This window comes from Gordonia insulae (assembly GCF_003855095.1).
Taxonomy (GTDB): domain Bacteria; phylum Actinomycetota; class Actinomycetes; order Mycobacteriales; family Mycobacteriaceae; genus Gordonia; species Gordonia insulae.
In genome coordinates, this window is record NZ_CP033972.1 from 2,022,018 (window position 1) to 2,042,542 (window position 20,525).

Here is a 20,525-nt window from a genome sequence, read left to right on the forward strand (position 1 = left end):
CTACTCCACTGGCTTCTTGCGCACCAGCGTGGCCCGTGCGGCACGCGCAACGACCTCGCCGTGCTGATTGCGTCCGATGTGGGTCAAGTTCACCACGCCTTCACCCGGTCGTGACCGGGACTCCCGTTTCCCGGTGCACTCGGTCTCCGCGTACAGGGTGTCGCCGGCGAACAGCGGGGCCGGAAACGCCACCTCACCGAAGCCGAGATTGGCGACCAGGGTGCCCTGGGTCAGCTGCGACACCGACAGGCCGACGATCGTGGACAACGTGAACATCGAATTGATCAGTCGCTCACCGCCGAACCCGGGCTGCTCCGCCGACCAGGCGGCGTCGAGGTGCAATGCCTGCGTGTTCATCGTCAGCGTGGTGAACAGCACGTTGTCGGCCTCGGTCACGGTGCGCCCCGGCCGGTGTTCGTAGACGACCCCCTCGGCGAACTCCTCGAAGAACAGTCCCCGCTGGACGATCCGGGTGGTCTGTGCCTGGTCGCTCATGCGAAGCCCAGCTCCCGGGCGATCAGCATCAGCTGCACCTCGGTGGTGCCCTCACCGATCTCCAGGATCTTCGAGTCGCGGTAGTGTCGCGCGACGGGATACTCGTTCATGAAGCCGTATCCGCCGTGGATCTGGGTCGCCATCCGGGCGTTGTCCATGGCCGCCTCGCTGGCGATCATCTTGGCGATCGACGCCTCCTTCTTGAAGGGCTTGCCGGCCAACATCTTCGCGGCCGCATCGTAGTAGGCGGTACGGGCGACATGCGCGCGCGCCTCCATCCGCGCGATCGCGAACGACACCGACTGGTACTCGCCGATCGCCTTGCCGAAGGACTGACGTTCCTTGGCGTACTTGACGCTCTCGTCCACACATCCCTGCGCCACGCCGGTGGCGAGCGCGGCGATGGCGATGCGTCCCTCATCGAGGATCGACAGGAAGTTCGCATAGCCGCGCCCACGTACACCGAGGAGGTTCTCGGCCGGCACCCGCGCATCGACGAAGCTGAGCGGATGGGTGTCCGACGCATTCCAGCCGACCTTGTTGTAAGCCGGTTCCGCGGTGAAGCCCGGGGTGTCCGACGGCACGATGATCGTCGAGATCTCCTTGCGGCCGCCGTCTCGGGTGCCGGTCACCGCGGTCACGGTCACCAGTGACGTGATATCGGTGCCGGAGTTGGTGATGAACTGCTTGGCGCCGTTGATGATCCACGAATCACCGTCCTGCTTCGCCGTGGTGGCGGTGGCGCCGGCGTCGGACCCGGCGCCCGGCTCGGTGAGCCCGAACCCGGCGAGTGCCCGGCCCGCGGTCAGGTCGGGTAGCCAGCGCTCCTTCTGCTCCTCGGTGCCGAAGTTGTAGATCGGCATCGCCCCGAGGCTGACACCGGCCTCCAGGGTGATGGCGACCGACTGGTCCACCTTCCCGAGTTCCTCGAGCGCGAGGGACAGCGCAAAGTAGTCACCGCCCATCCCGCCGTATTCTTCCGGGAACGGCAGGCCGAACAGACCCATCTTGCCCATTTGCGAGACGACCTCGTACGGAAAGCTGTGTTCCTCATCGTGTTTCGCCGAGACGGGCGCGACAACCGACTGGGCGAAGTCGCGCACGCTGTAGATGAGATCGGTGTAATCCTGGCTGAGTTCCATCAGTCCTCCTTCGTAGCTTCGGCCGACTCGCCCGCGCTCCCGGCGCCGGCCGTCACGGTGGCGAGCGCCCGACCGGCGGCGACCTTGTCCCCCACCGAGACCGAGATCGAGACGACGCCGTCGATCGGTGCCGCCAGTGCGTGTTCCATCTTCATCGCCTCGACGACGATGATCGGGCTGCCCGCCGTGACGGTCGCACCCTCGGATGAGGTGACGGCGACGACGGTCCCCGGCATCGGGCTGACGATCTCCCCGGCCTTCTCGTCGGCCGCCTCGTCCAGCAGCGGTCGCGCGAGCTCCAACAGCCATGTGCCGGTCGGTCCGGCGACCCACCGGGTCCCGTCGATCTCCGTCGTGGACCACGACTGGCTGACGCCGTCGATGATCAGGCGCCTCGAGTCGTCCGCGGTGGCCGGGGTGCCCGCGCGGTGCATCCTGCGGTACTCCACGTCGGCCTGCCACGGATCGCGGTCGATGTCCTCGTACTCGACGGACGCGCGGCCCACGAGCACCTCCTCGGTCGCGGTGTCCACCACGATGGAGACGGTGAAATGGTGTGACCCCCAGGCCAATCGCGTCACCACCGGCGCGACGTCGCCGACCCGCCAGCCCACTGCGGACTGCCAGACGTCCCTGCTGTCGCGGGGTCCGATCCGGGCGACCCCGGCCAGGATGAGTGCTTCCGGAACCGGCTCGGGCACCGCGTAGTCGACGACGAGGCGGTCGAGGAGTTCGGTGTCGAGCACGGCGTCGCGCACCGACTGCTGCGCGAGCACGTAACGGCAGAAGTCGACGTTGGTGACCACGCCGAGGACGCGGGTGTGGGCGAGCGCCTGATCGAGTCGTTCCAGCGCCTCCTCCCGGTCACTGCCGTGGGCGATCACCTTCGCGAGCATCGGGTCGTAGTCGCTGCCGACGACCAGCCCCTCGGTCATCGCCGAATCCACCCGGACGCCGCTTCCCGGGGAGACGTCCGGATGCACCAGGTGTGTGATGGTGCCGCCGGTGGGGAGGAAACCGTTCGCCGGATCCTCGGCGTACACGCGTGCCTCGATGGCGTGCCCGGTGAGCACGATGTCGTCCTGGACCAGGGTGAGGGTCTCACCTCGCGCGACCCGGATCTGCTGTTCCACCAGGTCGACCCCGGTGACGAGCTCGGTGACCGGATGCTCCACCTGTAGTCGCGTGTTCATCTCCATGAAGAAGAACGCGTCCGGGCGGTGCGCGGAGACGATGAACTCGACGGTGCCCGCACCGGTGTAGCCGACGCTGCGGGCGGCATCGCAGGCCGCGGCACCGATCCGGGCGCGGGTCTGCTCGTCCAGCAACGCCGACGGCGCCTCCTCGATCACCTTCTGGTGGCGTCGCTGCAGCGAGCACTCCCGTTCGCCGAGGTGGATGACATTGCCGTGTTCGTCGGCGAGGACCTGCACCTCGATGTGCCGAGGGGTGTCGACGAAATGTTCGAGGAACAGCGCGTCATCGCCGAAGGCGGAGCCGGCCTCGCGGCGTGCGCGCTGCAATGCGGCCGGCAGGTCGTCGGAGTTCTCCACCCGGTGCATGCCCTTGCCGCCACCACCGGCACTCGGCTTGATCAACACGGGGAACCCGATGTCCGGTGCGGCCGCGATCAGGTCGTCGTCGGTCAGCCCGGGACGTGACAGGCCGGGCACCACGGGTACGTCACGTTCGGTGACCGCGGCCCGCGCGGTGATCTTGTCGCCCATCGTCGCGATCGCCTCGGCGGGCGGGCCGATGAAGATGATGCCCGCACCGGCGAGGGCGGCGGCGAACTTCTGGTTCTCCGAGAGGAATCCGTATCCCGGATGCACGGCGTCGGCGCCGGTCTGTTGTGCTGCGCGCACCACCGCGTCGATGTCCAGGTAGCTCCGGGTCGCCGCCGCCGGGCCGATCCGGACGGCCACGTCGGCCTCCCGGACATGGCGGGCGTCGGCGTCCGCGTCGGAGTAGACGGCGATGCTGCGGATACCCATGCGGCGCAGCGTGTCGATGACACGGCAGGCGATCTCGCCGCGGTTCGCGATCAGAACCGAGCGGATGGGGCGGTGAGTGGTGTTCTGCATGCTGATCACATCCGGAAGACGCCGTAGCGCGGGTCGTTGAGCGGGGCGTATCGGCATGTCTCCAAGGCCAATCCGAGGGCGGTGCGGGTCTGTGCGGGATCGACGATCCCGTCGTCCCAGAGGCGGGCGGTGGAATAGTAGGCGTCCGACTGCTCGTCGAACTGTTCACGGATGGGCGCCTTGAACGACTCCTCGTCGCTCGCCGGCCACTCCTGTCCGGACCGTTCGATCTGGTTGCGCCGCACCGTCGCCAGGGTGTCGGCGGCCTGCGGGCCACCCATCACGGAGATGCGGGCGTTGGGCCACATCCACAGGAAGCGGGGCGAATAGGCGCGCCCGCACATCGAGTAGTTGCCCGCACCGAAGGAGCCACCCACCATGACGGTGAGCTTGGGTACCCGCGCGGTGGCGACCGCGTTGACCATCTTGGCGCCATTCTTCGCGATGCCGCCCTCCTCGTAGGCGCGGCCGACCATGAAGCCGGTGATGTTCTGCAGGAACACCAGCGGGATGCGCCGCTGGTCGCAGAGTTCGATGAAATGCGCTCCCTTGAGGGCCGATTCGCTGAACAGCACGCCGTTGTTCGCCACGAATCCCACCGGATGTCCGTGGATGTGCGCGAACGCGGTGACGAGTGTGGTCCCATAGTTGGCCTTGAACTCGGTGTACTCCCCTGCATCGCTGAGGATCTCCATCACCTCGCGGACATCGTAGGGCGTGCGGGAGTCGGTCGGCACGACGTCGTAGATGTCGGTCTGCGGGCGGAGCGGATCACGCGGCGCGATGGTCTCCCACTGCGGGGCGTCGCGCGGCCCCAGGGTGGCGACGATCTCGCGCACCTTGGCCAGCGCCTGCTCGTCGTTGTCGACGAGGTGATCGGTGACGCCGGACACCGACGAGTGCATGGCGCCACCGCCCAACTCCTCGGCTGTGACGTCCTCACCGGTTGCGGCCTTCACCAACGGCGGCCCGGCCAGGAAGATGGTCCCCTGATTGCGCACGATGACGGTCTCGTCGCTCATCGCCGGCACGTACGCGCCGCCCGCCGTGGACGAGCCGAGGACCGCGGCGATCTGCGGGATACCCGCCGCACTCATGGTCGCCTGGTTGAAGAAGATGCGGCCGAAATGGTCGCGGTCGGGGAAGACCTCGTCCTGCTGCAAGAGCATCGCGCCGCCGGAGTCGACCAGATAGATGCACGGCAGACGGTTGGCGGCGGCGATCTCCTGCGCCCGCAGGTGCTTTTTCACCGTCATCGGGTAGTAGGTGCCGCCGGAGACGGTCGCGTCATTGGCGACGACCATGCATTCGCGCCCGGCGACACGGCCGACACCGGCGACGACGCCGGCCGACGGTACCCGACCCTCATACATCTCGTGCGCGGCCAACGGCGCGACCTCGAGAAACGGTGAGCCGACGTCGAGGAGCCGGTCGACCCGATCACGCGGCAACAGCTTGCCACGCGAGATGTGCCGGTCGCGGGCCTTCGCGCCACCACCGCTGCGCGCGACGTCCAGCCGCTCGCGCAGGCGCGCGACGTTGGCGAGGTGGGTGGCGCGGAACCCGGAGGGTGCACCGTCGGGCGGGCCCGAGGCCTCTGTCCTGAACGTGCTGGTCACCATCGACCTTTCAGTTAGTGGCGATTAACTGAGTGCATCGTACGGCACCATCCGCCGACTTGTCACGCCCACATCGGTCGGCCATCACATTGTCGCAGCCGACGTGACGCGGCTCACGAAATTTCGTACTGTGGACTCAGGCCCACCACCCACCGGGCCGCCATAACCGATGTCCGCGCCGACTCCACCCACGGTCGCCACGGACTGACATACGAAGAAGGCCAGGTAACCCCATGACCCTCGCAGATGACCGCGCGCGCCGACTCGGTACGCACGACGACACGGTGACCGCCCCGTTCAGCGGCGCATCATTCTCGCTCGACGATCGCTACACGCGTGAGTCCGGCACCATCTATCTGACCGGCATCCAGGCACTGGTCCGGATGGTTCGCGATCGTGCCCGCATCGACCGGCGACAAAATCTGCACACGGCGTCCTTCATCTCCGGCTACGAGGGTTCCCCACTCGCCGGCTACGACCTCGAGATCGCCCGCCGCCACACCTACCTCGAACCCTTCGACATCGTTCATCGTCCGGGACTGAACGAGGAGATCGCCGCGACGTCGGTGATGGGCTCACAGGTCGCCGGACAGATCACCGAACTCGCACCCGATGCCGATGGTGTGGCCCGTGACGGCGTGGTCGGCTACTGGTACGGCAAGGCCCCCGGTCTGGATCGCGCCACCGATGCACTGCGGCACGCGAATCTCATCGGCACCCACCCGGCCGGTGGTGCCGTCGCGCTCGTCGGCGACGACCCCGGCGCGAAGAGCTCGACCGTTCCGTGTGCGTCGGAGATGGCACTCGCCGATCTGTACATGCCGATCCTCTATCCGGCCGACTCCCAGGACATCCTCGACCTCGGGGTGCACGCGGCGGTGATGAGCCGGACCAGCGGGCTGTGGACGTCGATGAAGATCTCCGCGCACGTCGCCGACGGCGCCTCGACCGCCGAGGTCGACCCGACCCGGACCATGCCGGTCTACGGCGACCTCGGCCGCAGTCCGCATGTACCCAGCGGACGCCTGCTGGGCAGCAGCCTGATGGAGCTCGAGCAGAATCAGCTGACCATCCGGCTGCCCCGCGCGCTGGAGTACGCACGACTCAACGGGCTGAACCGGATCGTGGTGTCGAGCCCGGACGACCGCATCGGCATCGTCGCGGCCGGCAAGACATACCTGGACCTCCGTGAGGCGATGCGGCTGATCGGAGTCTCCGACTCCGACCTGAACCGACTCGGCATCCGCATCCTGAAACTCGGCATGGTCTACCCCATCGAGCGGGATATCCTGAACCGCTTCATGTTCGACACCGCGAGCGGCGACCTCGACGAGGTGATCGTCGTCGAGGAGAAGCGCGACTTCATCGAGACGATGATGCGTGACATCCTGTTCCGGCATCCGCGCGCACCACTCATCGTCGGCAAGACCAACGAGGACGGATCGACACTCTTCTCGCGGTTCGGCGAGCTGGACGTCGACGCGGTCGCGCGCGGACTGGCACATCGTCTCGCCCGCCACCATCACGTCGACGCCGCGCAGGACTGGCTGGACCGTAAGGCCCGCAGGCGCACACGCATCGAACTGCCACTCGCCGTCCGTACCCCCTACTTCTGTTCGGGCTGTCCGCACAACAGCTCGACCAAGGTCTCCGATGGCACCCTGGTCGGCGCGGGCATCGGATGCCACGCGATGGTCCTCCTGATGGACCCGCGTCAGGTCGGCGACGTCGCCGGGGTCACCCAGATGGGCGGCGAGGGCGCACAGTGGATCGGCATGGCACCGTTCGTGACCGCCGACCACTTCGTGCAGAACGTCGGCGACGGGACGTTCGCGCACTCGGCCTCGCTGGCTCTGCGCGCCGCGGTGGCCTCCGGGGAGAACATCACCTACAAGTTGCTCTACAACGGCACCGTCGCCATGACCGGCGGCCAGGACCCGGTGGGTGCGATGAGCCTGCCGCGCCTGACCTCGTTGCTGCAGGATGAGGGAGTCGCCCGGATCGTGGTGACCTCAGACGATCCGAGTCGGACCCGCTCCCTCGGTCTGCCCGATGGTGTGGGCATCCGGCATCGTGACGAGATGCTCGATGTCCAGACCGAACTCGCCACCGTGCCGGGGGTGACGGTGCTCGTCCACGATCAGCACTGCGCAGCCGAGAAGCGTCGCAAGCGCAAGCGCGGGACGATGGACACCCCGAACACGCGGGTGGTCATCAACGAGCGGATCTGCGAGGGCTGCGGCGATTGCGGCGAGAAGTCGAACTGTCTGTCGGTTCATCCGGTGCAGACGGAGTTCGGCCGCAAGACGCGCATCGACCAGAGTTCGTGCAACCTCGACCTCTCCTGTCTCAAGGGCGATTGCCCGTCGTTCGTCACCGTCACGCCGGGCACCCGCCGCGCGACCCGGCGAGCAGACGACATCGCGAACTCGGTGCTGCCGACGCCGTCTGTGCCGGACCTGCGGGAGTCGTTCTCGTTGCGGGTCACCGGGATCGGCGGAACGGGTGTGGTGACCGTCTCGCAGGTGCTGGCCACCGCCGCCGTCCTGGACGGACACGCCGCACGCACCGTCGACATGACCGGTCTCGCCCAGAAGGGTGGCGCGGTCGTCAGCGACGTGAAGGTGACGCCGGGAGTGGTGGAGCAGGCGGCAAAGGTGGCGTCCGACGACTGCGACCTCTATCTCGTCTGCGATCCGCTCGTCGGCACCGATCCGGCCAATCTGAAGGTCGCGGCACCCGAGAAGACGGTCGCCGTGGTCTCCACGACCGAGATCCCCACCGGGATCATGGTGATCGACACCTCCGTCGGTTTCCCGGCGCAAGCCCAGGTCCACTCGGCGATCGACGCCAAGGTCGCCCGCGCCGTCTACCTGGATCCGGGTCAGCTGTCGACCGGATTGTTCGGCGACGAACAGTACGCGAACATGCTCATGGTGGGCGCCGCGTATCAGGCCGGCGCGCTGGCCATCTCGGCGGCGAGCATCGAACGGGCGATCGAGCTCAACGGTGTGGCCGTGGACGCCAACACCCAGGCGTTTCGTCGTGGCCGGCAGGCGGTGGTGGATCCGGAGGCGGTGTCGAGCACCTTGGACGCGCTGCACGGCGCTGCGTCGTCCGAGCTCGTCCCGAGCGATCGCGCGGTGTCGATGGTGTCCGGACTCGGTGTCGACGACGACCTGGCCCGGTCCATCGCCATCCGCTACGACGAACTCATCGCCTACGCCGACGAGCGTTATGCGCGTGGCTATCTCGATGTGGTGGCTCGTGTTCAGCGTGGTGGTCACGGCGAGTCGCTGACCGATGCCGTCGCCCGCAACCTGTACAAGCTGATGGCATACAAGGACGAGTACGAGGTTGCCCGCCTGACCCGGGATTCGGCATTCGCGGCCGCGATCGCCGAGCAGTTCGGTGATGACGCGGAGGTCGCCGTGCGACTGCATCCGCCCACGCTCCGCAGCATGGGGATGCGCGAGAAGATGTCGCTCGGCGCATGGGCCGACCGTCCGCTCGCGGGACTCGCGAAGATGAAGCGACTCCGCGGCACCAAGTTGGACCCGTTCGGACGCAACGAGATCCGCCGTACCGAGCGCGCCCTGATCGTCGAGTACCGGGAGATGGTCGAGGCGGTCCTGGCCGGGCTGTCGAGCGGCCGCATCGGCGTCGAACAGCTACCCTCCGCGGTCGCACTCGTCGACCTGCCGGACATGGTCCGCGGTTACGAGAGCATCAAGATGGCGAACGTCGAACGCTATCGCGAGGAGGTGGCGCAACAGCGCGCCGCGCTCGGCATCTGACGACGCTCGGCCGGTCGGGCATCGCGCAGTTCGTCGAGCCACGAGGACGGAGCGGGCGTGCCGAGACCACGCCCGCTCCTCCTCACCGACCGGACAGCAACGCCGACCACGCCATCGCGCCGAGCACCGTCCGCAACTCCGCCTCCCCGAACGCCGGCAGTCGCGGTGACGAGTTCAGCAGGCCGAACGTCGCATGCACCCGCACTCGCGCTTCTTCGCGAGACAGGCTCCCCCCGGATCCCGCGTCGACCGCGAGCAGCACATCGACCCACTGCTCGACGTACCGTCGCTGCAGCGACCGCACCTGGTGGTTGGCGGCCGGTGTCAACGACGACAGATCGCGGTCCTGCACGGCGATCAGATCGGGCTTGGTGACGAGGACGTCGATGTGGAATCGGATGAGGTCGCGCAGCGTCTGCTCGGGATCGCCCGCGCCGTCCACCACCTCGGCCCCACCATCGTGCAGCCGCTGACTGATGTCGACGAGCATCTGGTCGAGGAGGTCGATCTTCGAGGAGAAGTGGCGGTACATGGCGGGCCCACTCACCCCGACGGCGCGTCCGATGTCCTCGAGGGTCACCGCGGCGAAACCCCGCTCCGCCATCAAGCGGGCGGCCGCCTCCAGCAACTCGGCTCGGCGAGCCGCCTTGGCCTGGCCGCGACGGGTCCGCGCGGGCTGTTCAGCAGACGGCGACGGCGAGGTGCTCATGGTGTCTCGGGACTCTACCGCCCGGCATCGCAACCGGGGAGCGTCTCACCAGCCGTTGACGTGCAGGATGTCGTCGAGGGGTTTACGGCCGGCGGGCTTGAAGTCGGTGCCGGTGTAGTAGGCGACGGGGAGCAGCACCCCCTGGTGGACGTTGGGTGGGATACCGAGAATCTCGGCGACCTCACGCTCGTAGACCAGGTGCAGTGTGGTCCACGCCGACCCCAACCCACGCGCGCGCAGCGCCAACTGCAGACTCCACGCACCGGGTAGCAACGACCCCCACAGCCCGGCCTGGTTGCCGTCGGGCAGGTCCGCACCGCTGTAGATGGCGCCGATCACCAGCACCGGGACCTGCGCCATCGTGTCGGCGAGATACTGCGCACTCGATGCGACCCGGCGGGCCGTGTCGTCGCGGCGCGGCTGGTTCGCCGAGTACGTGGCGAACGACTTCGCGTACAGGTCGGCGACCTTCTGCTTGATCTCGGGGTCGGTCAGCACGATCCAGTGCCAGGTCTGACTGTTGCTGCCGGTCGGCGCCTGCAGCGCCACCTCCAGCGCCTCCTTGACCACGTCCAGCGGGACCGGACGCTCGAGGTCGAGGCGTTTGCGCACCGAACGGGTCGTGGTGAGCAGTTCGTCGGGGTCGAGCGGTAGCAGTTCTGGCATTGCGTCTCCTTCGTCGATGAGGAATCCGGCACGGGTCAGGTATTTGATGAGGCCTGTGGTCAACGGTAGGCCCGCCATCTCCGGTGGGCTGAACCAGCCCGCATCCGCCGCGTCGTCGCCGGCCTGCAGCGTCCCCGACCGCACTGTCGCGACGAAGTCATGCACCTCGAACACCACGTCGTCGTCGCCGGGGATGTCCACCACCCATGCGAGGTCCTCGACCTCGACGTGGAGTCCGGTCTCCTCGGCGACCTCGCGGACCACGGCCGCGCGCAGGGATTCACCGGGCTCGACCTTGCCGCCCGGCACCGTCCAGCGACCGGCCTGCGGTGCATGTCCACGCAACACCAGGAGGAACCGCCCGTCGGCATCGCGGATGACGGCCCCCACACCCAGGATCCGGCGGGTCATCGTCGCCCTTCGTGTCGCTCGCGAGCTCGCTCCTCCGGGACCGGGGTGGGCGCGCCATCTCGTCCCTCCGGGGCCGGATGGCGCGTCCGCCGGGATCGTGCCGGTAACGGTCCGGCGGCCAGTTCGGCGGCGATCACCGCCCGGAGATCGGCCATGCCACGCGGTCCAGCGACCTCGACGAGACGATCGAGGGTGCCGTCGGCGAACAGCGCTGCCGCGACGATGCCCTGATCCCTCGCCGACTCGGCCGCATGGTCGGTGTCGCGGTAAACGATGAGGCTGGCCCCCTCCGGCGGCAGCGGCGACAACCAGGCATCGACGGCAGCGATCCGGCGATCCGCCGGGAACAGCGCGAGCGCCGCACCGCCGGCACCCTGCCCGAGCAGCACCGAGACCGTGGGTACCGGGAGAGAGACGAGTTCGGCTGTGCAGCGGGCGATCTCGGTGGCCAGACCACCCTCCTCCGCAGCCACCGACAACTCCGCGCCAGGTGTGTCGATGACCGTCAGCACGGGCAGACCCAGATCGGCGGCCATACGCATCCCACGTCGCGCCACGCGGAGGTCGACGGGCGTGATGAGTTCACCGGCCGCCTGTGCCCGGCGATCCTGTCCGATGATCAGCGCAGTCCGCCCGCCGAACCGGTGCAGCGCCGTCCACACCGGAGCGTCGGCGCGCAGGACCACACTGTCCTCGCCGAGGAACTCGACGAGACCCGGGCGATCCGCGGATCGCGTGGCCTGCACCGCACTCCACGCATCGGCCGTCGGTGTCGGCGGGGCCCCGACATCGACATCCGCCGCGACGGGATCGTCGGGGCCCAGCCGAGCAAGGGTCCGGCCCACGGTCACGCGGAGATCTGCGACCGCGACGACGGCGTCGACGAGCCCGTGCCGCAGCAGATTCTCCGAGGTCTGCACACCGCTCGGGAAGGGCTCACCGTACAGGCCCTCGTAGACCCGTGGCCCGAGGAATCCCACCAGAGCCGACGGCTCCGCCCAGGTGACATGTCCGAGCGAACCCCACGACGCGAACACGCCGCCGGTCGTGGGGTGACGCAGGTAGACCAGGTAGGCGAGCCCGGCAGCCTTGTGCGCGTTGACCGCACCGGTGATGGCAACCATCTGGAGGAACGCGGCGGTTCCCTCCTGCATCCGGGTACCGCCGGATGCAGGCAGGGCGAGCACCGGGAGTCGCTCGCGGGTCGCACGCTCGATCGCCGCCACCACGCGGAGACCGGCGCTGCGCCCGATCGAGCCGCCGAGGAATCCGAATTCGCTGACGACCACCGCCAGTGGCATACCGCCGGCCATCCCGCGGCCGGTGATCACCGACTCGTCCACCCCGGTCTTGTCACGGGCGCGGGCCAGCGACGCACGGTAATCGGGATCGTCGGGCACCTGATCCACCGGCGCATCCCACGACTGCCAGGTGCCGGTGTCGAGAAGTGCGGCGATGATGCCGGCGGCATCGAGACGTGGATGCGCGGTCACGAGTACACCCTAGTGCGCTGTCCCCATGCCCCATCGGCATTCATCGCCCGAACGATCATTCCCGGGTCGCGGGGCAGTCATAATCACAGACATCACCGTCGCACCGCCATCCCCGACAGGAGTTCATCATGGCCGACTACACGGTCACCCGTACGCAGACGATCGCCGCACTGCCGGAGAAGATCTTCCCCCTCATCGCCGACCTCCACGAATGGCGTCGCTGGTCACCCTGGGAGGGACTGGACCCCGACCTCGACCGCGAGTACTCGGGCAACGACAGCGGAGTCGGCGCGAAGTATGCCTGGTCGGGAAATCGCAAGGCGGGCAAGGGGACCATGGAGATCACCGACGTCACGGAACCGACCCGCGTCGCGGTGCACGTCGTCTTCGAGAAGCCGATGAAGTCCACCAGTACGAGCGTGCTCACCCTCGCGCCCCGCGGAGCGCAGACCGAGGTCACGTGGACGATGACCGGACCGCATTCGTTGTTCTCCCGCGTCGCCGCACCGCTCGGGCTGTTCGACAAGATGATCGGCAAGGACTTCGAAAAGGGCCTCGCCGCACTGAAATCCGAGACCGAGGTCTGAGTCGGTCGGCGACCGACGGCGGTCAGCGCGAGTACACGACCCGGGTCCCGAGCACCACGTCCTGAATCGACCGCCGATGCAGGTCGACCGCGGCCCACGCGAGACCGATCGGGAAGAACGTGTAGAAGGCGGCGCGAACAAGCGCGATGCTCGGCCGCATCCGGTCACGGCGCCGACCTCGCACACGAAGACCCATCACGACGCAGCCGAGCGTGCGGCCGGAGATGGCCCAGCACAAGGTGTTGTATGCGATCGACGCGACGATGAGCCCGGTTGCGGTGAACAGCGGTCCCGGGTTGGGAAAGTCGAACTGGGAGGCGTTGACCACCAGCATGACGAGGGCGAGGCCCAGGTAGGCGCTGCCGAGCAGCGCCATGACGGTCGCCAGATCGATGCCCGCCGCGATGCCTCTGCTGACGATGCCGGCCACCTTGTCGGTGTCGTGGACGACGTGATGGGGGTGGGTCGGCCGGTGGGGCGCCCCCTGACTGCCCACCCCGGCGGGCTCCCCTGACCCGGTCAGCTCACTCATGCGGACGCTCCCCTTCCGGCAGCGGCTCGGCCGACGCCCCGTTCGCCCGTCGGCGCAGCACTCGGCTGACGAGATTGGCGACCGCATCGTCGGCCCGCTCACCGCTGCTGCGCACGTCGGTCATCACATCGGCGGTGACCGACGTGCTGGCCTCCCGGATGATGTCGGTGAGGTCGACGCCGTCGATGATGTCGTTGGCCAGCCCGATGAGATCGACCCGATCCAGGATGGCCTCGATGTCGATCCGCCCGGCGATGGCGTCGATGTCGATCTGCCGCGCGATCCCGTTCAGGTCGACATTCGCGACCGCGGCGTTCAGATCGACACGCTCACGGATGACCGCGTCGAGGTCCACGCGATCCAGAATCGCCATGATGTCGAGCCCGGCGGCGACCTCGTTGAGGTCGACGTTGTCACGCACCAGCGTCGTCAGGTCCAGCTCGGCGACGATGGCGGAGACCACCAGGACCACCAGGGCCTGCGCCCGTTCGATCGCGGTCGGCGCCAGGTCGAGGATGCGCTCCCCCTCGGCCGCGAGTCGGTTCACGCCCCGCCGACCGAGTGGACCGACCACCGGCAGGCGTAGCGCGAGCCGGACGCCGGAGGCGGCCAGACGAGCGGACGCGACCGTCATCCGTGTGCCGAGCGCGAGCGCACCGGTCACGAGAACGACCTCTCGCGGCATCTCCCGGGCGAGCGAAGCGACGGGCGGCACTTCTACGTGTTGACCCACGCATGAATCGTAGTCGTGCGCAGGTCAAGACCCGGTCACAACGACCCAGCCGTTGCCCCGAGCGACGGGGACAACGGCTGCGGAGTCGGCGCTGCGACGACTGTCAGAGGCTCTTGTAGAGCTCTCGTGCCAGGTTGGCGGTCTCGCTCGGCGTCTTGCCGACCTTGACGCCCGCGGCCTCGAGGGCCTCCTTCTTGGCCTGGGCGGTGCCCGAGCTGCCGGACACGATCGCGCCGGCGTGACCCATGGTCTTGCCCTCCGGCGCGGTGAAGCCCGCGACGTAGCCGACGACCGGCTTGGAGACATTGGCCTTGATGTAGTCGGCGGCACGCTCCTCGGCGTCGCCACCGATCTCACCGATCATCACGATCACCTTGGTGTCGGGGTCCTTCTCGAACGCCTCGATGGCGTCGATGTGGGTGGTGCCGATGACCGGGTCGCCGCCGATGCCGATGGCGGTCGAGAAGCCGATGTCGCGCAGTTCGTACATCATCTGGTAGGTCAGCGTGCCCGACTTCGACACGAGACCGATCGGCCCGGTGCCGGCGATGTTCGCCGGGGTGATGCCGACGAGCGATTCGCCCGGGGTGATGATGCCGGGGCAGTTCGGCCCGATGATCCGGGTCTTGTTGCCCTTGGACACGTTGTAGGCCCACGCATAGGCGCTGTCCTGCACCGGGATTCCCTCGGTGATGACCACGAGCAGCGGGATCTCCGCGTCGATGGCCTCGATGATGGCGTCCTTGGCGAACTTCGGCGGGACGAACGCGATGGAGGTGTCGGCGCCGGTCTTCTCGATGGCCTCGGAGACCGATCCGAAGACCGGCAGCTCCACGCCGCCGTCGTGGCTGACCGTGGTGCCGGCCTTGCGTGCGTTGACGCCGCCGACGATGTTGGTGCCCGCCTTGAGCATCAGCGCCGTGTGCTTGGTGCCCTCGCCGCCGGTGATGCCCTGGACGATGACCTTGTTGTCTTTGTTCAGAAAGATGGACATTGCTCTGTTGCTCCTACTTGCTCGCCAGTTCGGCGGCCTTGTCGGCGCCGCTGTCCATGGTCTCGGCCAGCGTCACCAACGGGTGATTCGCGTCGGCCAGGATCTTGCGGCCCTCATCGACCTTGTTGCCGTCGAGACGGACGACGAGAGGCTTGTTGGCCTCCGCACCGAGCTTGTCGAGGGCGCCGACGATGCCGTTGGCGACCGCGTCGCAGGCGGTGATGCCACCGAAGACGTTCACGAACACGCTCTTGACCTGCTCGTCGTTCAGGATGACGTCGAGTCCGGCGGCCATCACCTCGGCCGAGGCGCCGCCGCCGATGTCGAGGAAGTTGGCCGGCTTGACGCCGCCGTGGTCCTCGCCCGCGTACGCGACGACGTCCAGGGTCGACATGACCAGACCCGCACCGTTGCCGATGATGCCGACCTGACCGTCGAGCTTGACGTAGTTGAGGTCGTTCTCCTTGGCCTTGAGCTCGAGGGGATCGGTCGCGTCCTTGTCCTCGAAGGCCTCGTGGCCGGGCTGACGGAAGTCGGCGTTGGCGTCGAGGGTGACCTTGCCGTCGAGCGCGAGGATCTGATCGTCCGGCGTGCGGACCAGCGGGTTGACCTCCACCAGCAGAGCGTCTTCGTTGATGAAGACCTCCCACAGCTTCTGGATGGTCACGGCCGCGGCGTCGAGCACCTCGGCGGGCAGCTTGCCGGCCTCGGCGATGCTGCGGGCGAAAGCGAGATCGACGCCCTTCACGGCGTCGACGGGGATCTTGGCGAGTGCGTCGGGGTTCTCTTCGGCGGTGACCTCGATCTCGACGCCACCCTCCACCGAGCACATCGCGAGGTAGGTGCGGTTGGTGCGGTCGAGCAGGAAGGAGATGTAGTACTCCTCGGCGATGTCGCTCGCCTCTGCGACCAGCAGCTTCTTGACGACATGGCCCTTGATGTCGAGGCCGAGGATCGACTCGGCATTCGCGACAGCGGCGTCGACGTCGGCGGAGTACTTCACGCCGCCTGCCTTGCCGCGGCCGCCGACCTTGACCTGGGCCTTGACCATGACCGGCTTGCCGATTTCCTCGGCAATCTCACGTGCCCCGGCAACCGTGTCGGTAACACGGCCGGCCGAGGTGGGCACCTCGTGCTTGGCGAAAAGTTCCTTCGCCTGGTATTCGAAGAGATCCATTCAGCTCACCATCTCGTAGGTTTGTCCGCAGGAGGGGTGTAACACCGTTGGGGGTGTAATGCGGGCCATATCGGACTTTAAACCTGCGCCATTCCTCGCTGGTGAGCGCACCCGGCGCTTGTGCGACAGATCACTCGCTCGGTCCGCACCTCGGGGGCAGCCCGCCGACCCCGCGCAGCATTCCGATCGACAACATGGTTTCATGTTCCGGGCGCCGACGGACCATTCGAGCAAACGATTCACAGTAGTGAACTCGGTGTTTGCAATGGTCTCAAGTTCCGTGATCGATCAGTGATGCAGCTCACATAAGCACCGGTTTTACGACCGTAGCGTTGGACTTGCCGCAATCATTTCGTTACCGTCGGCTGTCAGTTGGTCACAAAAGGATTACGGACGGCAACGTGGTTGTTCGTGCTAGCAAAGAGATGAGGTGGACGATTTGACGGGACGTGGTCATCAAGGCCGGCCGGTCACGACCACCGGGCACTCCGACGCCCGCTTCGACGACCGCTCTGCCTCGGAAGTCACCACGATCATCCCGATCGATGAGTTCGCCGACGCCCAGAGCGCATGGGACTCCGACAGCTGGGACCGGTACTACCGCCCGACGCTCTCGGAGATCACCCAGGACATCCTCATCCCCGAGAGCGAGTTCGACGCCTACGAGCACGACGAACCGTTCGACGTCGACGGCGCACGCCCGGACACCTTCTCACTCCGCAGCACCGACGGTGACGAGACTGTCGGCCACGTCTCCGACGAGAAGCCGTTCCGCACCAAGCCCGCCTCCCAGGGCAGCTCGGTACGCCGTGGCGGCAAGCACCGCATCAGCGCTCCCCCGGCCGCGCTGAAGGGCGGTCGCGCCGCCCTCATCGCGATGGCCGCCGGCGCTGCCGTCGCCGCGGTCGCCCAGGTGGGCACCACGGACACGACGACGACCACCCCTACCAACGCCGCCAACGTCGACGCGGCCGGCGAGACGCCCGATCTGGGTCCCGGTCTCGCCGCTGCCACCCCGGCGAAGGACATGAGCACCTTCACCGACCAGCTCGCCGTCGGCAAGCAGATCGCGGCCGCGGAGGCCCAGCGGGAGAATCTTCTCCGCCGCCCGCTCTTCACCTCACCCCTTCCGCTCGGGCAGTACCAGTTCACGTCGACGTTCGCGATGCGCTGGGGCAGCTTCCACGGCGGGATCGACTTCGCCGCACCACTGGGCACCCCGATCCACGCCGTCACCGACGGCGTCGTGATCGAGGCGGGCCCCGCATCCGGATACGGCAACTGGGTACAGGTCCGCGCCGCCGACGGCACCGTGACCATGTACGGCCACATGTCGTCCTCGGGTGTGCTGGTCCAGAAGGGCCAGCACGTCACTGCGGGCGATGTGATCGCACTCGTCGGCAGCGAGGGCTTCTCCACCGGTCCGCACTGCCACTTCGAGGTCTGGAAGGGCGGGACCACCAAGATCGATCCCGCACCCTGGCTGGCCACACACGGCGTCCGTCTCTCCCCGTACGTCGGCGGTTAGTTCCGACGCACGCCGAGCCCCGTTCGGCCGGACGTCTGACTACAGCTTGTCGCCGGGCAGACCGCCGGCCGTCAGTAGCGTGACCCGTCCGACGTTGCCCCCGAACTCGAAGGTGATGCGCTCGGTCGCACCACTGCCCTCCTTGGCCACGGCCTTGCCGAGACCGTACTTCGGGTGGTTGATGCGATCCCCGATGTCGTAGTTCACCTGCTTGTTGCGCCCGCGCGTCGGGTCCGTCGAGTACGAGGACCGTCCGCGGCCTCCCCCACCGAAGCCCGAATCACCGCGACCGAACACGCCACCCGACGATCCGAGATGCCGACTCATCGACCGCCGGGGTTCGGTACGACGCCAATCGACCAGATGTTGCGGAATCTCTTGCAGGAAACGCGATTCCGGGTTCGAGACCGGCTGACCCCACGATGCGCGGGTGATCGACCGGGTCACATACAGACGCTCCTTGGCCCGCGTGATGCCGACGTAGGCGAGTCGACGCTCCTCGCTCAGCTCGGCGGGGTCACCCAACGCGCGCATGTGCGGGAAATGCCCGTCCTCCCAGCCGGTCACGAACACCACGGGGAACTCGAGCCCCTTGGCGGTGTGCAGGGTCATCAACGTGACCACACCCTCGCCCTCGTCGGGCAGCTGGTCGGCATCGGCGACCAGCGACACCTTCTCCAGGAACGAGGCCAGCGATCCGGGTTCGGGTTCGCCGTCGTTCGCCGGGATCTCATCGGCATCGTCCAGATCGTCGAAATCATCCGGCTCGCCGCTCGCGAGGCCGGCTGCCTCCGCACTGAATTCCCTTGCGACCGCGACCAGTTCGTTGATGTTGTCGAGGCGGGCGCCATCCTGGGGATCGCGCGACGCCTCGAGCTCCGCCCGATACCCGGTGCGCTCGACGATGGCGTCCACCAACTCGCCGATGTCGGCACCCTCCTCGGTGGCGTCGACGACGGCAACATCCTCACCCGCCTCCCCGGCCGCGCCGAAGGTGGCCAGGAAATCGTTGCGCAGACCCTCGATCAGCTCGACGAATCCGCCGATCTGCTTCACGGCGCGCGTGTTCAGCAGCGCCACCTTGCCTTCGGCACCCTCGACCAGCGCCTCGTAGAAGCTGATCCCACGATTCTCCGAATGCACCGCGACGCACGCCTCGGCACGATCTCCGATGCCACGCCGCGGAGTGTTCAGGATGCGTCGCAGACTCACCGCGTCGTCCGGGTTCGCGACCACCCGGAGATAGGCGACGATGTCGCGAACCTCCTTGCGCTCGTAGAACTTCGTCCCGCCGACGACCTTGTAGGGGATGCCGTGCCGGACGAACACCTCCTCGACCGATCGGGAGCCGGTGTTGGTGCGGTAGAACACCGCGATGTCGGAGTAGGAGTGGCTCGACGACCCGCCGATCGAGTAGTCGGTCAGCGACTCGATCTCCTTGGCGATGAACAGCGATTCCTCGCGGTCGGAATCGGCCACGTACCCGACGATCAGTTCACCGTCACCCGAGTCCGTCCACAGTCGCTTGTCCCGCCGGTTCTCGTTGCGGGAGATGACCGCGTTCGCCGCGGACAGGATCGTCTGCGTGGACCGATAGTTCTGCTCGAGGAGGATGGTCTCGGCGTTCGGGAAGTCTCGCTCGAATTCCTCGATGTTGCGGATCGTCGCCCCGCGGAAGGCATAGATCGACTGGTCGGCGTCGCCGACCACGCACAATTCCGACGGCGGCACCGGCGACTCGGTGTCCGCGTCGCCGACGAGTTCCCGGATGAAGACGTACTGGGCGTGGTTGGTGTCCTGGTACTCGTCGACCATGACGTGGCGGAACCGGCGACGGTAGTATTCGGCGACCTCGGGATGACGCTGCAGCAACGCCACGGTCTCGCCGATGAGGTCGTCGAAGTCGAACGCGTTGGCCGCCCGCAGGCGACGCTGATACTCCGCGAAGATCTGGGCGATCACCAGCACCGACGGTTCCCCGTCCGTCGCGGTCGCCAACGCGTCCTCCGGGCTGATCAGTTCGTTCTTGAGGTTGGAGATGCTGACCGCGACACCACGCGGGCTGTACTTCTTGGGGTCGAGCTCCAGATCTCGGATGATCATGCCCAGCAGGCGCTTCGAGTCATCGGAGTCGTAGATGGAGAAATTCGAGTTGCGCGGTCCGAGCAGCGCCGACTGGGCACGCAGGATGCGGACACACGTCGAGTGGAAGGTCGATACCCACATGAAGTTGGCCCGCGGACCCACGAGTTCGATGACCCGTTCCCGCATCTCCGCGGCGGCCTTGTTGGTGAAGGTGATCGCCAGGATCTGACCGGGAGTGGTGTCGCGCTCGGCGAGCAGATAGGCGATGCGCCGGGTGAGCACCGCGGTCTTGCCCGAACCCGCGCCCGCGACGATCAGCAGCGGAGCACCGGCATGCAGGACCGCCGCGCGTTGGGGCGGGTTCAGCCCGTCGAGGAGACGGGCGGTGCGGTCCTCGGGCGCGGTGCCGATACCGGATTCCGGGGAGGTGGGGGCCGTCTCGCGGGTGGAGCTTGTCATCAGGAGACAAGGCT

15 protein-coding genes and 1 pseudogene are annotated in these 20,525 nt (G+C 67.5%); 3 read left to right on the plus strand and 13 right to left on the minus strand.

Going from position 1 to position 20,525, the window contains the following annotated elements; genetic code table 11:
* Genes D7316_RS09130 through D7316_RS09145 form a run of 4 tightly spaced genes read right to left on the minus strand, consistent with a single transcriptional unit; the run spans position 1 to position 5,343 of the window.
* Complete coding sequence (locus D7316_RS09130; RefSeq protein WP_124708000.1) at positions 1-495, minus strand: MaoC family dehydratase; 495 nt, start codon at positions 493-495, stop codon at positions 1-3.
* Positions 492-1,637 (minus strand): acyl-CoA dehydrogenase family protein, encoded by a 1,146-nt coding sequence (locus tag D7316_RS09135; RefSeq protein WP_124708001.1) that lies wholly within the window; start codon positions 1,635-1,637, stop codon positions 492-494. The genes D7316_RS09130 and D7316_RS09135 overlap by 4 nt, the downstream gene beginning before the upstream one ends.
* Positions 1,637-3,721: an acetyl/propionyl/methylcrotonyl-CoA carboxylase subunit alpha gene (locus D7316_RS09140; protein WP_124708002.1), complete on the minus strand. Its 2,085-nt coding sequence runs from the start codon at positions 3,719-3,721 to the stop codon at positions 1,637-1,639. The genes D7316_RS09135 and D7316_RS09140 overlap by 1 nt, the downstream gene beginning before the upstream one ends.
* Before the next feature lie 5 nt (positions 3,722-3,726).
* The gene (locus D7316_RS09145) at positions 3,727-5,343 is read right to left on the minus strand and encodes a carboxyl transferase domain-containing protein (RefSeq protein ID WP_124708003.1); all 1,617 of its coding nucleotides are present in this window, start codon (positions 5,341-5,343) and stop codon (positions 3,727-3,729) included.
* 230 nt (positions 5,344-5,573) lie between these two features.
* Here D7316_RS09145 and D7316_RS09150 point away from each other — a divergent pair, with 230 nt between their 5' ends.
* Complete coding sequence (locus D7316_RS09150; protein WP_124708004.1) at positions 5,574-9,137, plus strand: indolepyruvate ferredoxin oxidoreductase family protein; 3,564 nt, start codon at positions 5,574-5,576, stop codon at positions 9,135-9,137.
* Between the two features lie 82 nt (positions 9,138-9,219).
* On the opposite strand, the gene D7316_RS09155 is transcribed toward D7316_RS09150, so the two are convergent.
* The 4 genes and pseudogenes from D7316_RS09155 to D7316_RS09165 form a co-directional block, all read right to left on the minus strand.
* On the minus strand, positions 9,220-9,846 hold the full coding sequence (locus tag D7316_RS09155; RefSeq protein WP_124708005.1) for a TetR/AcrR family transcriptional regulator: 627 nt from the start codon (positions 9,844-9,846) through the stop codon (positions 9,220-9,222).
* Positions 9,847-9,891: 45 nt separating this feature from the next.
* Complete coding sequence (locus D7316_RS27410; RefSeq protein ID WP_232017159.1) at positions 9,892-10,512, minus strand: nitroreductase family protein; 621 nt, start codon at positions 10,510-10,512, stop codon at positions 9,892-9,894.
* A gap of 135 nt (positions 10,513-10,647) precedes the next feature.
* Positions 10,648-10,923: pseudogene (locus tag D7316_RS27415) on the minus strand (NUDIX domain-containing protein); the annotation flags it as partial.
* The gene (locus D7316_RS09165) at positions 10,920-12,416 is read right to left on the minus strand and encodes a carboxyl transferase domain-containing protein (protein ID WP_124708007.1); all 1,497 of its coding nucleotides are present in this window, start codon (positions 12,414-12,416) and stop codon (positions 10,920-10,922) included. The pseudogene D7316_RS27415 and the gene D7316_RS09165, both read right to left, overlap by 4 nt.
* Positions 12,417-12,544: 128 nt before the next feature.
* On the opposite strand from D7316_RS09165, the gene D7316_RS09170 reads away from it, so the two are divergent.
* On the plus strand, positions 12,545-13,003 hold the full coding sequence (locus tag D7316_RS09170; RefSeq protein ID WP_164473755.1) for an SRPBCC family protein: 459 nt from the start codon (positions 12,545-12,547) through the stop codon (positions 13,001-13,003).
* A 22-nt stretch (positions 13,004-13,025) separates the two neighbouring features.
* Here D7316_RS09170 and D7316_RS09175 read toward each other — a convergent pair whose 3' ends face one another.
* From D7316_RS09175 to sucC, 4 genes are all read right to left on the minus strand, one after another.
* Positions 13,026-13,535, minus strand: coding sequence for an RDD family protein (locus D7316_RS09175; protein WP_124708009.1), 510 nt, complete (start codon positions 13,533-13,535; stop codon positions 13,026-13,028).
* Positions 13,528-14,268, minus strand: coding sequence for a hypothetical protein (locus D7316_RS09180; protein ID WP_232016839.1), 741 nt, complete (start codon positions 14,266-14,268; stop codon positions 13,528-13,530). Before D7316_RS09180 ends, D7316_RS09175 begins: the two co-directional genes overlap by 8 nt.
* Positions 14,269-14,371: 103 nt before the next feature.
* Positions 14,372-15,262, minus strand: a complete 891-nt coding sequence (gene sucD, locus D7316_RS09185; protein WP_124708010.1) for a succinate--CoA ligase subunit alpha — start codon at positions 15,260-15,262, stop codon at positions 14,372-14,374.
* Positions 15,263-15,275: 13 nt separating this feature from the next.
* Positions 15,276-16,439, minus strand: a complete 1,164-nt coding sequence (gene sucC, locus D7316_RS09190) for an ADP-forming succinate--CoA ligase subunit beta (RefSeq protein WP_124708011.1) — start codon at positions 16,437-16,439, stop codon at positions 15,276-15,278.
* A 430-nt stretch (positions 16,440-16,869) separates the two neighbouring features.
* Between sucC and D7316_RS09195 the strand changes: the two genes are divergently transcribed.
* Positions 16,870-17,967 (plus strand): M23 family metallopeptidase, encoded by a 1,098-nt coding sequence (locus D7316_RS09195; protein WP_408609996.1) that lies wholly within the window; start codon positions 16,870-16,872, stop codon positions 17,965-17,967.
* A gap of 39 nt (positions 17,968-18,006) precedes the next feature.
* On the opposite strand, the gene D7316_RS09200 is transcribed toward D7316_RS09195, so the two are convergent.
* The gene (locus D7316_RS09200; protein ID WP_124708012.1) at positions 18,007-20,511 is read right to left on the minus strand and encodes a UvrD-helicase domain-containing protein; all 2,505 of its coding nucleotides are present in this window, start codon (positions 20,509-20,511) and stop codon (positions 18,007-18,009) included.
* Positions 20,512-20,525: the final 14 nt, after the last annotated feature.